General features: G+C 71.5%; 14 protein-coding genes. 7 read left to right on the top strand and 7 right to left on the bottom strand.

What is annotated here, in order from left to right:
- Positions 1–178: 178 nt before the first annotated feature.
- From IF67_RS0101725 to IF67_RS0101715, 3 genes are all read right to left on the bottom strand, one after another.
- Positions 179–589, bottom strand: a complete 411-nt coding sequence (locus IF67_RS0101725) for a RidA family protein (protein ID WP_030981394.1) — start codon at positions 587–589, stop codon at positions 179–181.
- Positions 590–620: 31 nt separating this feature from the next.
- Positions 621–1,373, bottom strand: coding sequence for an IclR family transcriptional regulator (locus IF67_RS0101720; protein WP_030981393.1), 753 nt, complete (start codon positions 1,371–1,373; stop codon positions 621–623).
- A gap of 73 nt (positions 1,374–1,446) precedes the next feature.
- Positions 1,447–2,559 (bottom strand): sugar kinase, encoded by a 1,113-nt coding sequence (locus tag IF67_RS0101715; RefSeq protein WP_063754289.1) that lies wholly within the window; start codon positions 2,557–2,559, stop codon positions 1,447–1,449.
- Between the two features lie 224 nt (positions 2,560–2,783).
- Here IF67_RS0101715 and IF67_RS0101710 point away from each other — a divergent pair, with 224 nt between their 5' ends.
- Both IF67_RS0101710 and IF67_RS0101705 read left to right on the top strand, forming a co-directional pair.
- On the top strand, positions 2,784–4,073 hold the full coding sequence (locus IF67_RS0101710) for an amino acid deaminase (RefSeq protein WP_030981391.1): 1,290 nt from the start codon (positions 2,784–2,786) through the stop codon (positions 4,071–4,073).
- A gap of 209 nt (positions 4,074–4,282) precedes the next feature.
- Entirely contained in the window at positions 4,283–5,917 is a 1,635-nt protein-coding gene (locus IF67_RS0101705) for an N-acyl-D-amino-acid deacylase family protein (protein ID WP_030981390.1), read from the top strand.
- Between the two features lie 19 nt (positions 5,918–5,936).
- Here IF67_RS0101705 and IF67_RS0101700 read toward each other — a convergent pair whose 3' ends face one another.
- Positions 5,937–7,871 carry a P-loop NTPase fold protein gene (locus tag IF67_RS0101700; protein WP_030981389.1) on the bottom strand — a complete coding sequence of 645 codons (1,935 nt, stop codon included), beginning with the start codon at positions 7,869–7,871 and terminating at the stop codon, positions 5,937–5,939.
- A 205-nt stretch (positions 7,872–8,076) separates the two neighbouring features.
- On the opposite strand from IF67_RS0101700, the gene IF67_RS0101695 reads away from it, so the two are divergent.
- Entirely contained in the window at positions 8,077–9,288 is a 1,212-nt protein-coding gene (locus IF67_RS0101695) for a pyridoxal phosphate-dependent aminotransferase (protein ID WP_030981388.1), read from the top strand.
- 84 nt (positions 9,289–9,372) lie between these two features.
- A complete protein-coding gene (locus tag IF67_RS0101690) occupies positions 9,373–9,837 on the top strand; it encodes a hypothetical protein (RefSeq protein WP_030981387.1) in 465 nt (154 codons plus the stop codon).
- Positions 9,838–10,114: 277 nt separating this feature from the next.
- Here the strand turns inward: IF67_RS0101690 and IF67_RS45920 are convergent, their stop codons facing one another.
- Positions 10,115–10,483 (bottom strand): enolase C-terminal domain-like protein, encoded by a 369-nt coding sequence (locus IF67_RS45920; RefSeq protein ID WP_324608861.1) that lies wholly within the window; start codon positions 10,481–10,483, stop codon positions 10,115–10,117.
- A gap of 97 nt (positions 10,484–10,580) precedes the next feature.
- Positions 10,581–12,410: a phosphoenolpyruvate carboxykinase (GTP) gene (locus tag IF67_RS0101680; RefSeq protein WP_030981386.1), complete on the bottom strand. Its 1,830-nt coding sequence runs from the start codon at positions 12,408–12,410 to the stop codon at positions 10,581–10,583.
- A gap of 237 nt (positions 12,411–12,647) precedes the next feature.
- Between IF67_RS0101680 and trhA the strand changes: the two genes are divergently transcribed.
- Positions 12,648–13,370: a PAQR family membrane homeostasis protein TrhA gene (trhA, locus tag IF67_RS0101675; protein ID WP_030981385.1), complete on the top strand. Its 723-nt coding sequence runs from the start codon at positions 12,648–12,650 to the stop codon at positions 13,368–13,370.
- Positions 13,371–13,500: 130 nt separating this feature from the next.
- On the opposite strand, the gene IF67_RS0101670 is transcribed toward trhA, so the two are convergent.
- The gene (locus IF67_RS0101670; RefSeq protein WP_030981384.1) at positions 13,501–13,989 is read right to left on the bottom strand and encodes a MarR family winged helix-turn-helix transcriptional regulator; all 489 of its coding nucleotides are present in this window, start codon (positions 13,987–13,989) and stop codon (positions 13,501–13,503) included.
- 323 nt (positions 13,990–14,312) lie between these two features.
- Between IF67_RS0101670 and IF67_RS0101665 the strand changes: the two genes are divergently transcribed.
- Positions 14,313–15,479, top strand: a complete 1,167-nt coding sequence (locus tag IF67_RS0101665; protein ID WP_030981383.1) for a cytochrome P450 — start codon at positions 14,313–14,315, stop codon at positions 15,477–15,479.
- Between the two features lie 139 nt (positions 15,480–15,618).
- Entirely contained in the window at positions 15,619–16,251 is a 633-nt protein-coding gene (locus IF67_RS0101660) for a TetR/AcrR family transcriptional regulator (protein WP_030981382.1), read from the top strand.
- The last annotated feature ends 9 nt before the right edge of the window (positions 16,252–16,260 follow it).

Genomic DNA, 16,260 nt, shown 5'->3' with positions numbered 1-16,260 from the left:
GGGTGACTCCGTTGTCAGGCAGGGGCGGTTCCCGGGAGGTCCGGGGTGTCCCCTGGAAGGCATCTCCAGGCAGGGGGGGCCGCGGCACGGCGCCCCGTCGGTACGGGGCGCCGTGCCGTGCGGCGAACAGTGCGCTCGGGGTGGCGCTAACGGCAGGCGGGGCAAGGGTTCTTGTGCCTCAGCTCAGGACCGCGAGGGCGTCGATCTCGATGAGCAGGCCCTTGGGCAGACCGACGTACACGGTCGTGCGGGCGGAGGGTGCCTCCTTGAGGCCCTGCTCCTCGAAGTAGGCGTTGTAGATCTCGTTCATCTCGGCAAAGTGATCCACGTCGGTGAGGTAGACGCGCATCATCATGACGTCGTCCCAGCTCGCGCCGCCCTCTTCGAGGATGGCCTGGACGTTGGCGAACGTCTGGAGGGTCTGCTCGCGCAGGGTGGGGCCGGCCGGGGTGGGGGCCTGGCCCTCGGCGGCGGGGAGGAAGCCGACCTGGCCGGCGACCTGAAGGATGTTGCCCTTCTTGACGCCGTGGGAGAACTTCGCGGGCGGGGTGGTGTGGGTGGCCGGGGTGAGCGCGATCTTCTCGGTCATGGTGTTCAGGCTTCCTGTACGGGGCCAGTGGTTACTGGGGGATTGCGGTTCCGGAGTACTCCCGGCTGATGGTGTCGGCGGTGCGGCGTACCAGCGGGAGCAGTGTGAGGAGTTCCTCGGCGGTGACGACGACGTTCGGCGCGGAGACCGACATGGCGGCGACCAGGCGCCCGTCCGCGCCGCGGATGGGGGCCGCGACGCAGTTGATGGACTCCTCGTGGCCACCGAGGTCGGTGGCCCAGCCCTGTTCGCGGACCTTGGCCAGTTCGGCGAGGAACGCCGTGGCGTGCGGGGTCGAACGGGACGTGTAGAGGGGGTAGTCGAGCTTCTCCGCGAGGGCGCGGCGCTCGGGTTCGGGCAGGTCGGCGAGGAGCAGCTTGGCGACCGCGGCGACGGTGATCGCGACGGGCTTGCCGATCCGGGAGTACATCCGGACCGGGTAGCGGCTCTCGACCTTGTCGATGTAGAGGACCTCGTTCTCCTCGTGGACCGCGAGGTGGACGGTGTGTCCGCACTTCTCGTTGAGGGCGACGAGGTGGGGGTGGGCGATCTCGCGGACGTCGAGGTTCTCGACGGCCTGCTGGGCGAGGGCGAAGAGCCGGGCGCCGAGGCGGTAGCGCTGGTCGGACTGGCGGTAGACGAGGCCGTGTTCATGGAGGGTGCGCAGCAGTCGCAGGGCCGTGGACTTGTGCACGCCGAGCCGGTCGGCGACCTGTCCCAGGTCGGCGGGGCCCTCGGCGAGCAGCGGCAGGATGCTCAGGGCACGGTCGACGGTCTGGCTCATGTTCGTGCCCCGCTTCGCCCGGCCCTGTCGTCACCAGGGGCGCACCTCTCGATGGCTGTCTCGCTTCGCTCGTTCACCGCGTACGTACCTCCTCGTCGGCCCTGCGGCCGGATGTGTCGGCTGCGGTCCAGCCGGGGCCGAGGTGCAGTCTCCCCCAGGCCTCGTCGTCGAGGTCCGCCAGGCGGTCGGCGTGCGCGCGGCCCGGCGGGGTGGCGAGATCGCCGGGGACGGTGAGGGCGGCGGCCGCCCACAGGTGGCCGTGGCGGATGCGGGTGCGGACGGGGAGGCCGCGCAGGGTGGCGGAGAGGAATCCGGCGGCGAAGGCGTCGCCGGCTCCGGTGGCTGCCACGAGGCCGACGTTCAGGGAGGGGACGAAAGTGGCGGTGCCGGCGGCGTCATCGCGGCGGCGGTCCGTCCCGGTGGTGCGCTGGAACACGGTGGCGCCGCCCTTGCCCTGTTTGACGACCAGGATGTCCGGTCGCGGCAGGGCTTCGCGGATGGCCCGTGCCCCGTGCAGGCCCCAGGCGTCCCGGGCCTCGTCGTCGCCCACGAAGACGATGTCCGCGCCGCGGGCCAGTTCGAGCAGGGCCCCTGCCTGCGCCGGTTCGCGCCACAGGCCCGGCCGGTAGTTGACGTCGAACGAGAGGAGCGGACGCCCCGGGCGGCGGGCGGTCAGCTCGCGCATCAGGCCGAGGCAGTCCGCGGACAGCGCCGCCGTGATGCCGGACAGGTGCAGGATCCGGCCGGAGCGGATCGCCGCCGGGTCCAGGTCCGCCACCGTCATGGCGGAGGCGGCGGAACCGGCGCGGTAGTAGGCGACCTCGTGGGTGTCGGTGGCGCGGTCCCCCGCGGTGCGGAAGTAGATGCCGGTGGGGCGCAGCGGGTCGCGCCGGACATGGCGGGTGTCGACGCCGCAGTCGGCGATGGCGGCCAGGAGGTGGTCGCCGAAGCCGTCGGTGCCGACCCGGGAGATCCAGCGTGCGGTGTGGCCGGTGCGGGCGAGGGTGCAGGCGACGTTGGATTCGGCGCCGCCGATGGCGCGGTCGAAGGACGGTACGTCGGCGAGCCGTCCGGGCCGGCTCGGCAGGAAGGTGACCATGGACTCGCCGAGACAGACGACGTCGACGTCCGGGACGGGTGAGCCGTCCGGGGCGGGGGTGTCGCCGGTGTTCGAGGACCTGGTCACGATCGGTTTCGCTCCTTCGCTGTGGTGCGTGCCCGGGAGGTGTGCCGCAGGGGTGCCGGCCGTGTGCCGCGTCCGGGCTCCGGCCGTGTGCCGCACGGCGTTCGGGCCGTTGCCCGCCGCGCTTCTCACCATTGACCGGGCGATGGCTCGGATGTTAGACAGCGGTAAGCGATATGCGCAATGAGTGTTGCAGAGAGTGCAACAAGGATCTTTGAGGAGGCCCCATGGCCGGCGAACGGCTCGCGCAGGGACTCGAGGGACTCGCGGACGAGCGGGTCGACCACCGCTTCAAGGCGCTCCCCCCGGACGCCGAGGGCCGGACCGTCGGCGAGCTGGCCGCCGAGCGCCGCAACCTCTTCAGCGATGGGTTCACCACCCCCGTCCTCGCCCTCTCCGCCGAGTCGGTCGCACACAACCTGGCCCTCATGGAGACCTACGCCACCCGGCACGGCCTGGCGTTCGCCCCGCACGGCAAGACCTGCATGGCACCGCAGCTCTTCGCCCGCCAGCTGGAGCACGGCGCGTGGGGCATCACCGCCGCCGTCCCCCACCAGGCCCGCGTCTACCGCACTTACGGCATCGAGCGGATCTTCCTGGCCAACGAGGTCGTGGACGCGTCCGCGCTGCGCTGGCTCGCCGGTGAGCTCGCCGCCGACCCCGGCTTCCGCTTCATGTGCTACGTCGACTCGCTGCGCGGCATCGAGCTGATGGACACCGCGCTGCGCGAGGCCGGCGCCACCCGCCCCGTGGATGTCGTCGTCGAGCTCGGCGCCGGCGAGGGCGCCCGTACCGGCGTGCGCACCGAGGCCGAATGCCTCGAACTCGCCGATGCCATCGCGGGGGTGGACACCCTCCGCCTGGTCGGCGTCGCCGGCTACGAGGGCGAGGTGCCCGACGCCACCCCCGAGCGGGTGACCGCCTGGCTGCGCCGACTGGTCGCCCTGGCCGTGCAGTTCGACAAGGCGGGCCGGTTCACCGACCTCGACCAGATCGTCATCAGCGCCGGCGGCAGCGCCTGGTTCGACGCGGTCGCCGATGTCTTCGCCGAGATCCCCGAGCTGTCCGCCCCGGTCCTCAAGCTGCTGCGCTCGGGCGCGTACGTCTCGCACGACGACGGCCAGTACCGCAAGCTCACCCCCTTCAACCGCGTCCCGGAGGAGGGCGCCCTGCAGCCCGCCTTCCGCCTGTGGGCGCAGGTCGTCTCCCGCCCCACCCCCGAGCAGGCATTCCTCAACGCGGGCAAGCGCGACGCCGCCTACGACCTCCATCTGCCGGAGGCCCAGGTCGTACGGTCCGGCCGGGACGGCACCCTGCGCCCGGCGGACGGGGTCACCGTCACCGGCCTGTCCGACCAGCACGCCTGGGTCTCCACCGAGCGCGCCGGCAACCTGGAGGTCGGTGACTGGGTCGGGCTGGGCCTGTCGCACCCGTGCACGTCCTTCGACAAGTGGCAGCTGATCCCGCTGGTCGAGCAGGACGGCACGGTCACCGAATTCATCCGCACCTTCTTCTAGACCCTCCGCACCTTCTTCCAGACCAGGGGGCCAGTACTGCCCGCCCCCTCCTGACCCCGGCGGTGCGTGCCGATCCCCCGCGGCGCGCGCCGCCGGTCCCCCGCCCCGGGCCCCGGGGCACCGAGGACCGAGGGCCCCAAGGCCCCGAGTCCCCGTACCGAAGGGGCCGCGGCGCATCGGCCCAGGCACCGAGAGAGGCAGTCCCCGCCATGGACACCGTGCTCCGCGACGTACGCGTCATCGACGGGTCCGGCGGTCCGTCCTACCGCGCCGATGTCGCGCTGGCCGACGGCCGGATCGCCGAGATCCACCGCGAGACGGACGGCGGCCCGCGGCCGGGGGCCGCCCGCGTGGTGGACGGCCAGGGACTCGCCCTCTCCCCCGGCTTCATCGATATGCACGCGCACAGCGACCTCGCGCTGCTGCGTGACCCCGCGCACGAGGCGAAGGCCGCCCAGGGCGTGACCCTCGAAGTCCTCGGCCAGGACGGCCTGTCGTACGCGCCGGTCGACGACCGGACCCTCGCCGAGGTCCGGACCCAGATCACCGGCTGGAACGGCGGCGGCCCCGGGGACACCTCCGTCGACTTCAGCTGGCGCACGGTCGGCGGCTACCTCGACCGCCTCGACCACGGCTTCGACGGCAACGGCATCGCCGTCAACGCCGCCTACCTCATCCCGCAGGGCACCGTCCGGATGCTCGCCCTCGGCTGGGACGACCGTCCGGCCACCCCCGACGAGCTGACGCGGATGAAGCAACTGGTCGCCGAGGGCCTGGAACAGGGCGCGGTGGGGCTGTCCTCCGGCCTGACCTACACCCCGGGCATGTACGCCTCCGACGCGGAACTGACCGAACTGTGCCGGGTGGTGGCCCGCTACGACGGCTACTACTGCCCGCACCACCGCTCCTACGGTGCGGGCGCCCTCCAGGCGTACGAGGAGATGGTGGCCCTCACCCGTGAGGCCGGCTGTGCGCTGCATCTGGCGCACGCCACCATGAACTTCGGCGTCAACAAGGGCCGCGCGCCCGAGCTGCTCACGCTCCTGGACGGCGCGCTGGACGCCGGCGCGGACATCACTCTCGACACCTACCCCTACACCCCCGGCTGTACGACCCTGGTCGCGATGCTGCCGAGCTGGGCGAGCGAGGGCGGCCCGGCGGCGATCCTGGACCGCCTCCGGGACGACGCGACGGCCGAGCGGATCCGCCGGGTCATGGAGGTGGAGGGCGCGGACGGCTGTCACGGCGTGCCCATCGAATGGGACACCATCGAGATCTCCGGTGTCGCGGACCCCGCTCTGGACGGCTACGTCGGCAAGACGCTCGCCGGCAGCGCGGCGGAGCGCGGCGAGGAGCCGTGGGCGACCGCCCGGCGTCTGCTGATCGAGGACCGTCTGGGCTCGACGATCCTCCAGCACGTCGGCCACGAGGACAACGTCCGCCGGATCATGCGCCACCGGGTGCACACCGGCGGCAGCGACGGCATCCTCCAGGGCCACAAGCCGCATCCGCGCGCGTACGGCACCTTCCCCCAGTACCTCGGCCGGTACGTCCGCGAGCTGGGTGTGCTGTCACTGGAGGAGTGCGTCGCCCATCTGACCGGCCGCCCGGCGGCCCGTCTGCGGCTGCCCGACCGCGGTCTCGTCCGTGAGGGCTACCGCGCCGACCTGGTCCTCTTCGACCCCGAGACGGTCGCCGCCGGGTCCACCTTCGACGCCCCGCGCACCCTGCCCGCCGGCATTCCGCACGTCCTGATCGACGGCCGGTTCGTGATGGCGGACGGCCGGCGGACGGATGTCCTGGCGGGGCGGGCGGTACGGCGGACGGCGACGGGCCGGGGGTAGAGGTGTCCCCCGGCCCGGGTCAGTGCAGGGGACGTTCCGCCTCGGCCGCGCGCAGGACCAGCCGCTCGATCTCGGGCCCGCTGCTCGTCAGATGTGCCCCCAGCTCCTCGGCCACCGCCGAACGTTCCGGGGTGACACGGCCCGCGTAGAAGACGAACGGGCCGTCGTAGCGGCCGTCGCGCCGCAGGCGTGCGAGGTGCTCCAGGCCCTCCCGCGGATTACCGTCCCGCTCGATGTCGGAGACGATCAGCGTCGGCCGCTCGACGGCGAGGGCGGCGTCGGCGGCTGCGGAATCCTCGGCGATCCGCACCACCGCACCCGCCGCCCGGAAGGCGTTGACCAGGGACTCGTTGTTCCGCGGATGGTCGTCCACCCAGAGGATGCGCACGTACCGCAGCGGCGCAACGTCCGCGCTGGGCCCCGCCGTCCGCCCCGCCGGCACCGCGCCGTAGGCCCCCGGCGGCATCGCACCGTACGCCCCCGCCGGCATCGCACCGTACGCCCCCGCCGGCGGCTGCGCCTGAGTCGGGAGCGACTGGACGTACGCGGCGGGCTCCGGCTCCACGGCGGCCGGGAGCTCGGCCCCCTCGCGCAAGCGCCGCAGCAGCTCCTCGGACCGGGGCAGCGCCACCAAGCCGTCGATCAGCGAGGTGAACTCCTGATCGCGCACCATCTCCGGGAAGCTGCTGGGCAGTTGGCGCTCCAGTCGGCTCAGTGTCGCGTCCCGGCCGTCCGCGTCCTGTTCCGGCAGGTCGTGCTCGCGCAGGAAACGGGTCACCGTCGGCAGCTCCGCCACGGGAATCGGGTCGGGTGTCCGCAGCAGCCGGCGCACCTCCCGGTAGGTACGGAACTCGGCGATCACATCGCCCGCGCCGGACCCGGCGGCTCCGGCCACCATCCGGTAGAAGTCGGGGTAGAAGTACTGGAGCAGCAACGTCCTGACCACCGCCTCGGGCGCGAAGTCGTCCCACATCGGATTGAGCGTCGCCTCCAGCACGAAGCCGTTCACCAGGCGCTTGATGCGGCGAGGGTTACGGGCCGAGCGCTCCGCGAGCATCGTGGTCAGCCGCTCGTCCAGGAGCTGATCGATGCCGACGGTCCGGGCGCACCAGTCGATGTACGCCCGCACGCCCTGCTGGTCCGGCACCGGAATGCGGTAGCTCGTCTGGAAGATCTTCTCCATGAACGCCGAGGCGGCGGGGGACAGATCACGTAAGAGCCCGTTGGGCGCCAGCGCCGACCGGTCGCACCCGATGACGAACTCCAGGCCCGGTACGTCCAGATAGACCTTCACCGCCTCACAGACCGCGAGCACCGTCTCCTCCGGGCAGCGGTCGAGGTCGTCGATGAAGACGACCAGCAGCCGGCGCGGCCGGAGGTCATCGGTCTGCGACCACTCCTGCACCAGCTCGCCGATCGCACCGCGCATCTCGTTGCGGGCCTGCGAGTTGACGGACAGGGTCTTCCACAGCTCGTCGACCAGTCCGGCTGCCCCGAGCGGCCCGGCGGCGACCGTCGTCACCGCCCGGACGGCCCGCAGCAGTGCACGCCGCTCGGAGATCCGTTGCAGCGCCCGCCGCAGCACCCGCCGGTCGAACCGCATCAGGACGGACTTGATCAGCCCCTCCAGCGCATCGGCGCCCTGTGAGGTCCAGGCGTTGTACCAGACGGTGTGCACCTCGGGGGCGTGTGCCAGCTCCGCGTCGACCAGCCGCATCAGGCTGCTCTTGCCCATCCCCCAGCCGGCGTCGACGGCGAGCGTGAACGGGGTGGAGGCGCGGGAGGCGACCAGCAGTCCGGCCAGCTGGCGGGCGGCCCGGCCGACGCCGAGCAGATCCGCGCCGGACTCTCCCACCGGTTCGTCGTTGAGCAGCACGAAGGGGCCGCGCGGCGAGGGGGCGGGCGTACCCGTGGAAGGGGAGACGGGCGGGGGTAACGGCGCCGAGGTGGACATGTGCCCGGAGCGTACCGAGCCGCGCTCCCGCCCGCCGGGCACTCCGCCAATCACCGGGCACCGCGGAATCAGCAGTGCCCCCGGGAACGGCGCAGCGAGACCGGCCACAGAGCGTCACTACGCGTGACACACCCCACACCGTCCGCTGACCAACGTGGGGAAAAACACCGGGCGGGTGCCGTTACGCGGCCGTAAGGTGGCGGACATGCAGGTGATCCAGTCAACGAAGCTCGCCAACGTCTGCTACGAAATCCGTGGCCCGGTGCTCGAGGAGGCCATGCGGCTGGAGGCGGCGGGTCACCGCATCCTCAAGCTCAACACCGGCAACCCGGCGGCGTTCGGCTTCGAGTGCCCGCCCGAGATCCTGGAGGACATCCTCCGCTCGGTCGGCACGGCACACGGCTACGGCGACGCCAAGGGCCTGCTCTCCGCCCGTCGCGCGGTGATGCAGCACTACCAGACCAAGGGCATCGACCTCTCCGTCGACGACATCTACCTCGGCAACGGCGTCTCCGAGCTGATCCAGATGTCGATGCAGGCGCTGCTGGACGACGGCGACGAGGTGCTGGTGCCGGCCCCGGACTACCCGCTGTGGACGGCGTCCGTCTCCCTCTCCGGCGGCACCGCCGTGCACTACCGCTGCGACGAGCAGGCCGACTGGATGCCGGACCTCGCCGACATCGAGCGCAAGGTCACCGACCGCACCAAGGCCATCGTCGTCATCAACCCCAACAACCCCACGGGTGCCGTATACGACGACGAGCTGCTGCGCGGCATCGCGGAGATCGCCCGCCGCCACAACCTCATCGTCTGCGCCGACGAGATCTACGACAAGATCCTCTACGACGGCGTCACCCACACCCCGTTCGCCTCGCTCGCCCCCGACCTGCTGACCCTGACCTTCAACGGGCTGTCGAAGTCGTACCGGGTGGCGGGCTACCGCAGCGGCTGGATGGCGGTCTGCGGGCCGAAGGCGCACGCCTCCTCGTACATCGAGGGGCTGACGATCCTGGCCAACATGCGGCTGTGCGCCAATATGCCGGCCCAGCACGCGGTGGCCACCGCCCTCGGCGGCCGTCAGTCGATCAACGAGCTGGTGCTGCCCGGCGGCCGGCTGCTGGAGCAGCGCGACACGGCGTACGAGCTGCTGACGCAGATCCCCGGCGTCAGCTGCGTCAAGCCGAAGGGCGCGCTGTACGCCTTCCCCCGGCTGGACCCCCACGTCTACAAGGTCAAGGACGACCGGCGGATGGTGCTCGATCTGCTGCGCGCCGAGAAGATCATGATCGTCCACGGCACCGGCTTCAACTGGCCGGAACCGGACCACTTCCGCCTGGTCACGCTGCCCAGCAAGGACGATCTGACGGATGCCGTCACCCGCATCGGCTCCTTCCTCGACGGTTACGGACAGTACTGAGCCGGAGCGATTTCTATACGGTCCACAACTTTAGACAGTGTCTAAGCTAGGATGGCCTCCTAGACGTTTCCAGGAGGCCGTCCCATGTACGAACCGATCCGCACCAAGTCGGTCCACACCATGGCCGCCGCCCCGGAGGTCCCGCACCGCTCCCGCGAGGAAGAGCTGGACATCCGGCTCGCCGGACAGCTGACCGCGCTGCTCACCGTCACCGACGAGCTGCACGCACGGGCCACCCGGGCCGCCGGCGGCACACCGGACGACCCCGCGGCTGCCGCGCCGGACGGTGCCGCGCTGGCCGCCGCGGCCGAGCGCATCGCCGAGCAGGTCGCGCGGCTGAGCGGTGGCCACTACCCGCTGCGCGCCGAGCCCTCCGACGACAGCAGCCCGTCCCGGACCGAGGCCCTTCAGCGGCGCGCCCACACCCTCGCGGGCAACGCCCTGGCGGTCGCCACGTCCCGTGGTGATGCCGCGGCGATGGCGCTGACGGCGGAGCGCATGGAGGCTCATGCCGCACCCCTGCGAGACCGGGACCTCGCCACGGCGTGAGCCGCGGGCGGGACGGCCGGTCCGCGGCGTGAACGGACGGTCCGCGGCGTGAACCGCGGGCCCAAGGCGGGCCCGCACCCCCCTCGGCCGCCCCCGTCCCCCGCTCCCCGCTCCCTGCGTCACTCCACCGGCCCATCCGGCCGGACCCTCTTCACCCGGCCGACACCTCGCAACGGTCCACGGTCCAGGCCATCGCCCGGTCACTCAGCGAGAGGCCCAGGCCCGGCCGGTCCGGTACGCACATCCGGCCGTCGCGCAGCTCCAGCCGCTCCTGGAACTACGGCTCCAGCCAGTCGAAGTGCTCGACCCACGCGGTCCCCCGGTAGGCCGCGGCCAGACGCAGATGGACCTCCATCGCGAAGTGCGGCGCCAGGCTCAGCCCCTTGTGGTCCGCGAGCGCCATCACCCGCAGGAACGGGGTGATCCCCCCGACCCGCGGTGCGTCGGGTTGGACGAAGTCCGCGGCGCCCGCCTCGATCAGCCGGGCGTACTCCTCGGCGCCGGTGAGCATCTCGCCGGTGGCCACCGGGGTGTCCAGCGAAGCCGCCAGCGCGGCATGCCCCTCGGCGTCGTACGCATCCAACGGCTCCTCGGCCCAACCCCTCGCGGGGGCAAGAGTCCGAACTGTGTTCAAGGATGCGAACACTGGGCGGAGTGCCGGCGGATGCTGGAGCCCCCGAAAACGAGCCGGGGCCCCGCACCGTACGTGCGGGGCCCCGGTCGGGCGGTGTGCGCAGCGGTGGCTAGCCGAGCCGCTGAACCAGTGCGCGGTACTCGTCCCACAGCTCCTTCGGCGTGTGGTCACCGAAGGTGTTGAGGTGCTCGGGGATCAGCGACGCCTCCTCGCGCCACACGTCCTTGTCGACGGTGAGCAGGAAGTCGAGGTCGGCGTCGGACAGGTCCAGGCCCTCGGTGTCGAGCGAACCCTTCGCCGGCAGCACACCGATGGGCGTCTCGACACCCTCGGCCTTGCCGTCCAGCCGCTCGACGATCCACTTGAGGACCCGGCCGTTCTCGCCGAAGCCCGGCCACACGAAGCGGCCCTTGTCGTCCTTGCGGAACCAGTTGACGTAGTAGATCTTCGGCAGCTTGGACTGGTCCTTGTCGGCACCGACCTTGACCCAATGCCCCATGTAGTCGCCCATGTTGTACCCGCAGAACGGCAGCATGGCGAACGGGTCGCGGCGCAGCTCGCCGACCTTGCCCTCGGCCGCAGCGGTCTTCTCGCTGGCGACGTTGGCGCCGAGGAAGACGCCGTGCTGCCAGGTCAGCGACTCGGTCACCAGCGGCACGGCGCTGGCGCGACGGCCACCGAAGAGGATCGCCGAGATCGGCACGCCCTTGGGGTCCTCCCACTCGGGCGCGATGATCGGGCACTGGCCGGCCGGGACGGTGAAGCGGGCGTTGGGGTGGGCCGCCGGGGTCCCGGACTCCGGCGTCCAGTCGTTGCCCTTCCAGTCGGTCAGGTGCGCGGGCTTCTCCTCGGTCATGCCCTCCCACCACACGTCGCCGTCATCCGTCAGCGCGACGTTGGTGAAGACGGAGTTGCCCCACATCGTCTTCATGGCGTTGGCGTTGGTGTGCTCGCCGGTGCCGGGCGCGACGCCGAAGAATCCGGCCTCGGGGTTGATGGCGTAGAGGCGGCCGTCCTCACCGAAGCGCATCCAGGCGATGTCGTCGCCGATGGTCTCGACGGTCCAGCCGGAGATCGTGGGCTCCAGCATCGCGAGGTTGGTCTTGCCGCAGGCGGAGGGGAAGGCGGCGGCGACGTACTTGGGCCCGCCCTGCGGCGGGGTGAGCTTGAGGATCAGCATGTGCTCGGCGAGCCAGCCCTCGTCACGCGCCATGACGGAGGCGATGCGCAGCGCGTAGCACTTCTTGCCGAGCAGGGCGTTGCCGCCGTAGCCCGAGCCGTAGGACCAGATCTCGCGGTCCTCGGGGAAGTGCGAGATGTACTTGGTGGAGTTGCACGGCCACGGTACGTCGGCCTCGCCCTCGGCCAGCGGGGCGCCGAGGGTGTGCACCGCCTTGACGAAGAAGCCGTCCTCGCCGAGCTCGTCGAGCACCGGCTGCCCCATGCGCGTCATGGTGCGCATGGAGACCGCGACGTAGGCGGAGTCGGTGATCTCCACGCCGATCGCGGAGAGCGAGGAGCCGAGCGGGCCCATACAGAACGGGACGACGTACATCGTCCGGCCACGCATCGAACCGCGGAAGATGCCCTTCTCCCCCGCGAAGATCTCCCGCATCTCGGCGGGGGCCTTCCAGTGGTTCGTCGGGCCGGCGTCCTCCTCCTTCTCGGAGCAGATGAAGGTGCGGTCCTCGACCCGCGCCACGTCCGACGGGTCGGAGGCCGCGTAGTACGAGTTCGGTCGCTTGATCGGGTCGAGCTTCTTGAACGTGCCCTTGTCGACGAGCTCCTCGCACAGACGCTCGTACTCCGCCTCCGAGCCGTCACACCAGACGACCCGGTCGGGCTGGGTGATCGCCGCGATCTCGTCGACCCAGGAGGTGAGCTCCTGGTGACGGGTCGGGACGGGCTTGGGGGTGGGAGCCGCGTTGTCGCGCGCCACGATCGCTCCTAGATGAGGGTGTGGACGGATATATACCCGGCTTACCGGACAATCCGCTTCTTTTGTTTGTCGCCCCTTGGGGGCCTCGACCCGGATGCTTCGTGACCGCTCATCCGGTGCCGACCGCACTCATATGATCATCCGGCCCGGATAGAGTTCTGTCCAGAGGGCGCTTTCGTGACCGTCACCACTTCGCCACGAATCGGTAACTTACGGTTGCGTAGGTAGCATTGCGCCATGACTTCCGCGCCCGACGCCGCCGAGAGCAAGCCCTCCTCCGCGCCGCCCGCGATCGCGGCGGTCGCCGCCGCGGCCGCGGCCGCGCCACTCAAGCCCAGACTGCGCGGCTGGCTCCATGCCGGAATGTTTCCCGCCGTCCTCCTCTCCGGCGTCATACTCACCGCCCTCGCCGACAGCCCCCGAGGCCGTCTGGCCTGCGCGATCTACACCCTGACCGCCTGCCTGCTCTTCGGGGTCAGCGCCCTTTACCACCGGGGCAATTGGGGCCCGCGGGCCGACGGTGTGCTGCGCCGGCTCGACCACGCGAACATCTTCCTGATAATCGCGGGGACCTATACGCCGCTGACGATGCTGCTCATGCCCGGATCCCGTGGTCAGGCGCTGCTCTGGGCGGTCTGGGGGGCCGCCCTCGCCGGCATCGCCTTCCGGGTCTTCTGGGTCGGCGCCCCGCGCTGGCTCTACACCCCCTGCTACATCGCCATGGGCTGGGCCGCCGTCTTCTTCCTGCCCGACTTCCTGCGCACCGGCGGCGTCGCCGTCCTGGTACTCGTCATCGTCGGCGGGCTGCTCTACAGCGCGGGCGGAGTGATCTACGGGATGAAGCGCCCCAACCCGTCACCGCAGTGGTTCGGCTTCCACGAGGTCTTCCACTCGTTCACGCTGGCGGCCTTCGTCGTGCACTACGTGGGGATCTCCCTGGTGGCCTATTCGCACGCCTGAGGCAGCACCCGGCCCCGAGCAGCCAAAACCCCCGCGCCATCGTGGCCGCGACCCCCGAGGTCGCGGCCACACGCATGTCCGGGGGCAGGGGCAGGGAGGCACCCGCGACCGGGCGGCGGGCGATCGCCCGTCACGCCTCCCCGTCCGGTGGCGTAGGCCGGACGTCCATGGCGGAGTGCAGCTGGTGCAGGACGGCCTCGAACTGTTCCAGCAGCTCGGACGGGTACCGGGACAGGACGGCGTCCTGACGCGCGTTGACGGGGCCGAAGAACGCGTCGGCGAGCTCGGTGACCTGCGGACTGCTGCGCAGGGTGACGATCCGGCGGTCGGCGTGTTCGCGGGTACGGGTGACATACCCGGCGCGTTCGAGGCGGTTCAGCAACGCGGTCATGGCCCCCGAGGACAGCGAGATACGCCTGCTGAGCAGGGCCGGGGACAGCGGGGCGCCCCGTTCTTCGGCGGAGGCGATCTCCAGCAGGGCGAAAGCGTCGGTGGAGTGCACACCCAGCTGAGCGGCGAAGCGGCGGCCCAGTTCGGTGAAGCTCGCCCCATAGGCCCTGAGCCCTTCCGCCAGCCGCTCGCGCCGCGCCGCGACACCACCGGGCACCGGTTCCTCCACGGGGGTCTCCCTCTTCCCTGCGTCACCGACGGTTCCCGTCGGTGACATGCGTTGACATGCATTGACAACCCGTCATCGGCGAGCATAGCTTCCTCATGGAATTACTTCACCATAGAGATTCTTTCTCGTGGAGCTATCCCCCATAGGGCTATCTCTCATGGAGTCACTTCGGCGTGGCGGCGTAGCGGGGACCTGACCTGTTTCTGCTGCTTCCACCCGTCGATGGCCCGGCCGCTCACCGCTGCCCCTGCTCCGCTGCCTTCTCGCGGTGAGCACCGCGCTCGCTCGTCTCGTCCCGGCCCCCACCACCCCATGGAGCCCTGATGCTGAACGCTCCCCGCCTCGACGGCATCGACCCGTTCGCCGCGACCGTCCGCGGCATCACCGCGCCCGATCCGGTGCACGCCGCCCTGCGCGCCGCCGGCCCTCTCGTCCAAGTCGACGCCCCGGCCGGCGGACCGGCGTGGATCGTGACCGACGACGTCCTGGCACGCGAGGTGCTCGCGGATCCCCGGATCGTCAAGGACCCGGCGTGCGCGCCTCCCGGCTGGGACCGGCACAGCGCCGGACTGGAACGGACCGCCGCCGAGCAGCCCTCCCTCACGACCCTCGACGGCCCCGAGCACGCCGCACTGCGACGCGCCCACGCTCCGCTCCTCAATGCCAGGCGGATCCGCGCGCAGTCCGACCGGGTCCATGCGATCGCCCGGGAGCTGCTCACCGAACTCGCCGCCGAGCGCACGGTGATCGATCTGATGGCCGGTTTCACCACCCGCTATCCGCTCACCGTCCTGCTCGACCTGCTCGGCATCCCGCTCGGCGAGGTCGACGGGGCCGCCGATGCCTGCCGGCGGATGCTCGGCAACGAACCCGGCGACCAGAAAAGGGCGATCGACGCACTCACCGCGCTCGCCGCCTCCGGGCTCGGCGACGGCGGCCGGGGACTCGCCGCCGAGCTGCGCGACCGGGCCCCCGCGCACACCACCCGCGACCAACTCCAGTACCACCTGTTCGCGTTGATCTTCGCCGGACAACTCACCACCGACGCCGCCCTCGGCACCCTCATCGCCCGCGCCCTCGCGAACGGTTCCCGTCCCGCCCCATCGGACGAAGAGGGAAGAGACGACCTGGTCGACGAGACGCTGGGGCAGCACCCGCCGGCCCCGTTCACCCTCTGGCGCTTCACCACCACCGAGCTCGCGCTCGCCGGGATACGGCTCCCCGCCCGCGCCCCCGTGCTCGTCGACATCCTGGGCATCAACACCGACCCCGCCCGCTCCCCCGGACCCGACCTGACCTTCGGCGCCGGCCCGCACTTCTGTATCGGCGCCCAACTCGCCCGGCTCGAACTGCGCGCCGTGGTCACGGTGCTGCGGACCGGCTTCCCCGAGGCCCGCCTCGCCGTGCCCTTCGGCGAGCTCCGGCAGGCCACCATCGGTGGGCTGCAAGGGAGCCGGCTGACCGCCCTCCCCGTCGCCCTGCACGGCTGACGGCGGTCCGTCACGGGAGGACCCGGGTCTTCTCCCGCGTGCTTCCCGGGCATCCGGGCATCGGCTCCCTCGCGAACCGGCCGCATCAACTGCCTGCTCAGGACGCGGCCGTGGCCCCCGGGGCGCCTGATGCCCGACAATGCTGCGCATGGCCGCACGTACCCCTGCCACCACACCGCCCGGGGCGCCGAAGACCGGGCTGCGGGAGCGGAAGAAGATCCAGACCCGGCAGGCGATCCGGCGGGCCGCCTACCGGCTCTTCGAGGAACAGGGGTACGACGCGACCCCCGTCGACCAGATCGCCGCGGCCGCGGATGTCTCGCCGAGCACGGTCTTCCGCTACTTCCCCACCAAGGAAGACATGGTGCTCACGGACGAGTACGACGCCGTACTGGAGACCGGGATCCGGGCGCGCCCCGCGGACGAGCCGGTGGTCGAGTCGGTGCGGCGGGTCAGCATCGAGGCGCTGCGCACGATGGCCTCGCAGGAGCGTGGCGAACTCGTCCAGCGCGTCCGGCTGATCCGTGAGGTGCCCGCCATCCGCGGCCGTACGGCGGAGCGCACCGCACAGGACGCCGCAATGCTCACGGCCGTGCTGGCGGAGCGGTCCGGCCGTCCGGCCGACGACCTGGAGCTGCGGGTGATCAGTGCCGTGATCCTGGCCGCGCTCCAGGAGGCGATGCTGCACTGGGGCGAGGGCGACCGGACGACCGATCCGGAGGCGCCGGTCCACCGGGCCATGGACGTACTGGCGCGGGGTCTCACGCTCTGAGCTCTCCGG

It is taken from the genome of Streptomyces sp. NRRL S-1813, assembly GCF_000719605.1.
Lineage (GTDB): Bacteria > Actinomycetota > Actinomycetes > Streptomycetales > Streptomycetaceae > Streptomyces > Streptomyces decoyicus.
The sequence above is the reverse complement of the archived record's forward strand: the minus strand, read 5'-3'. Positions and strand labels throughout refer to the sequence as shown.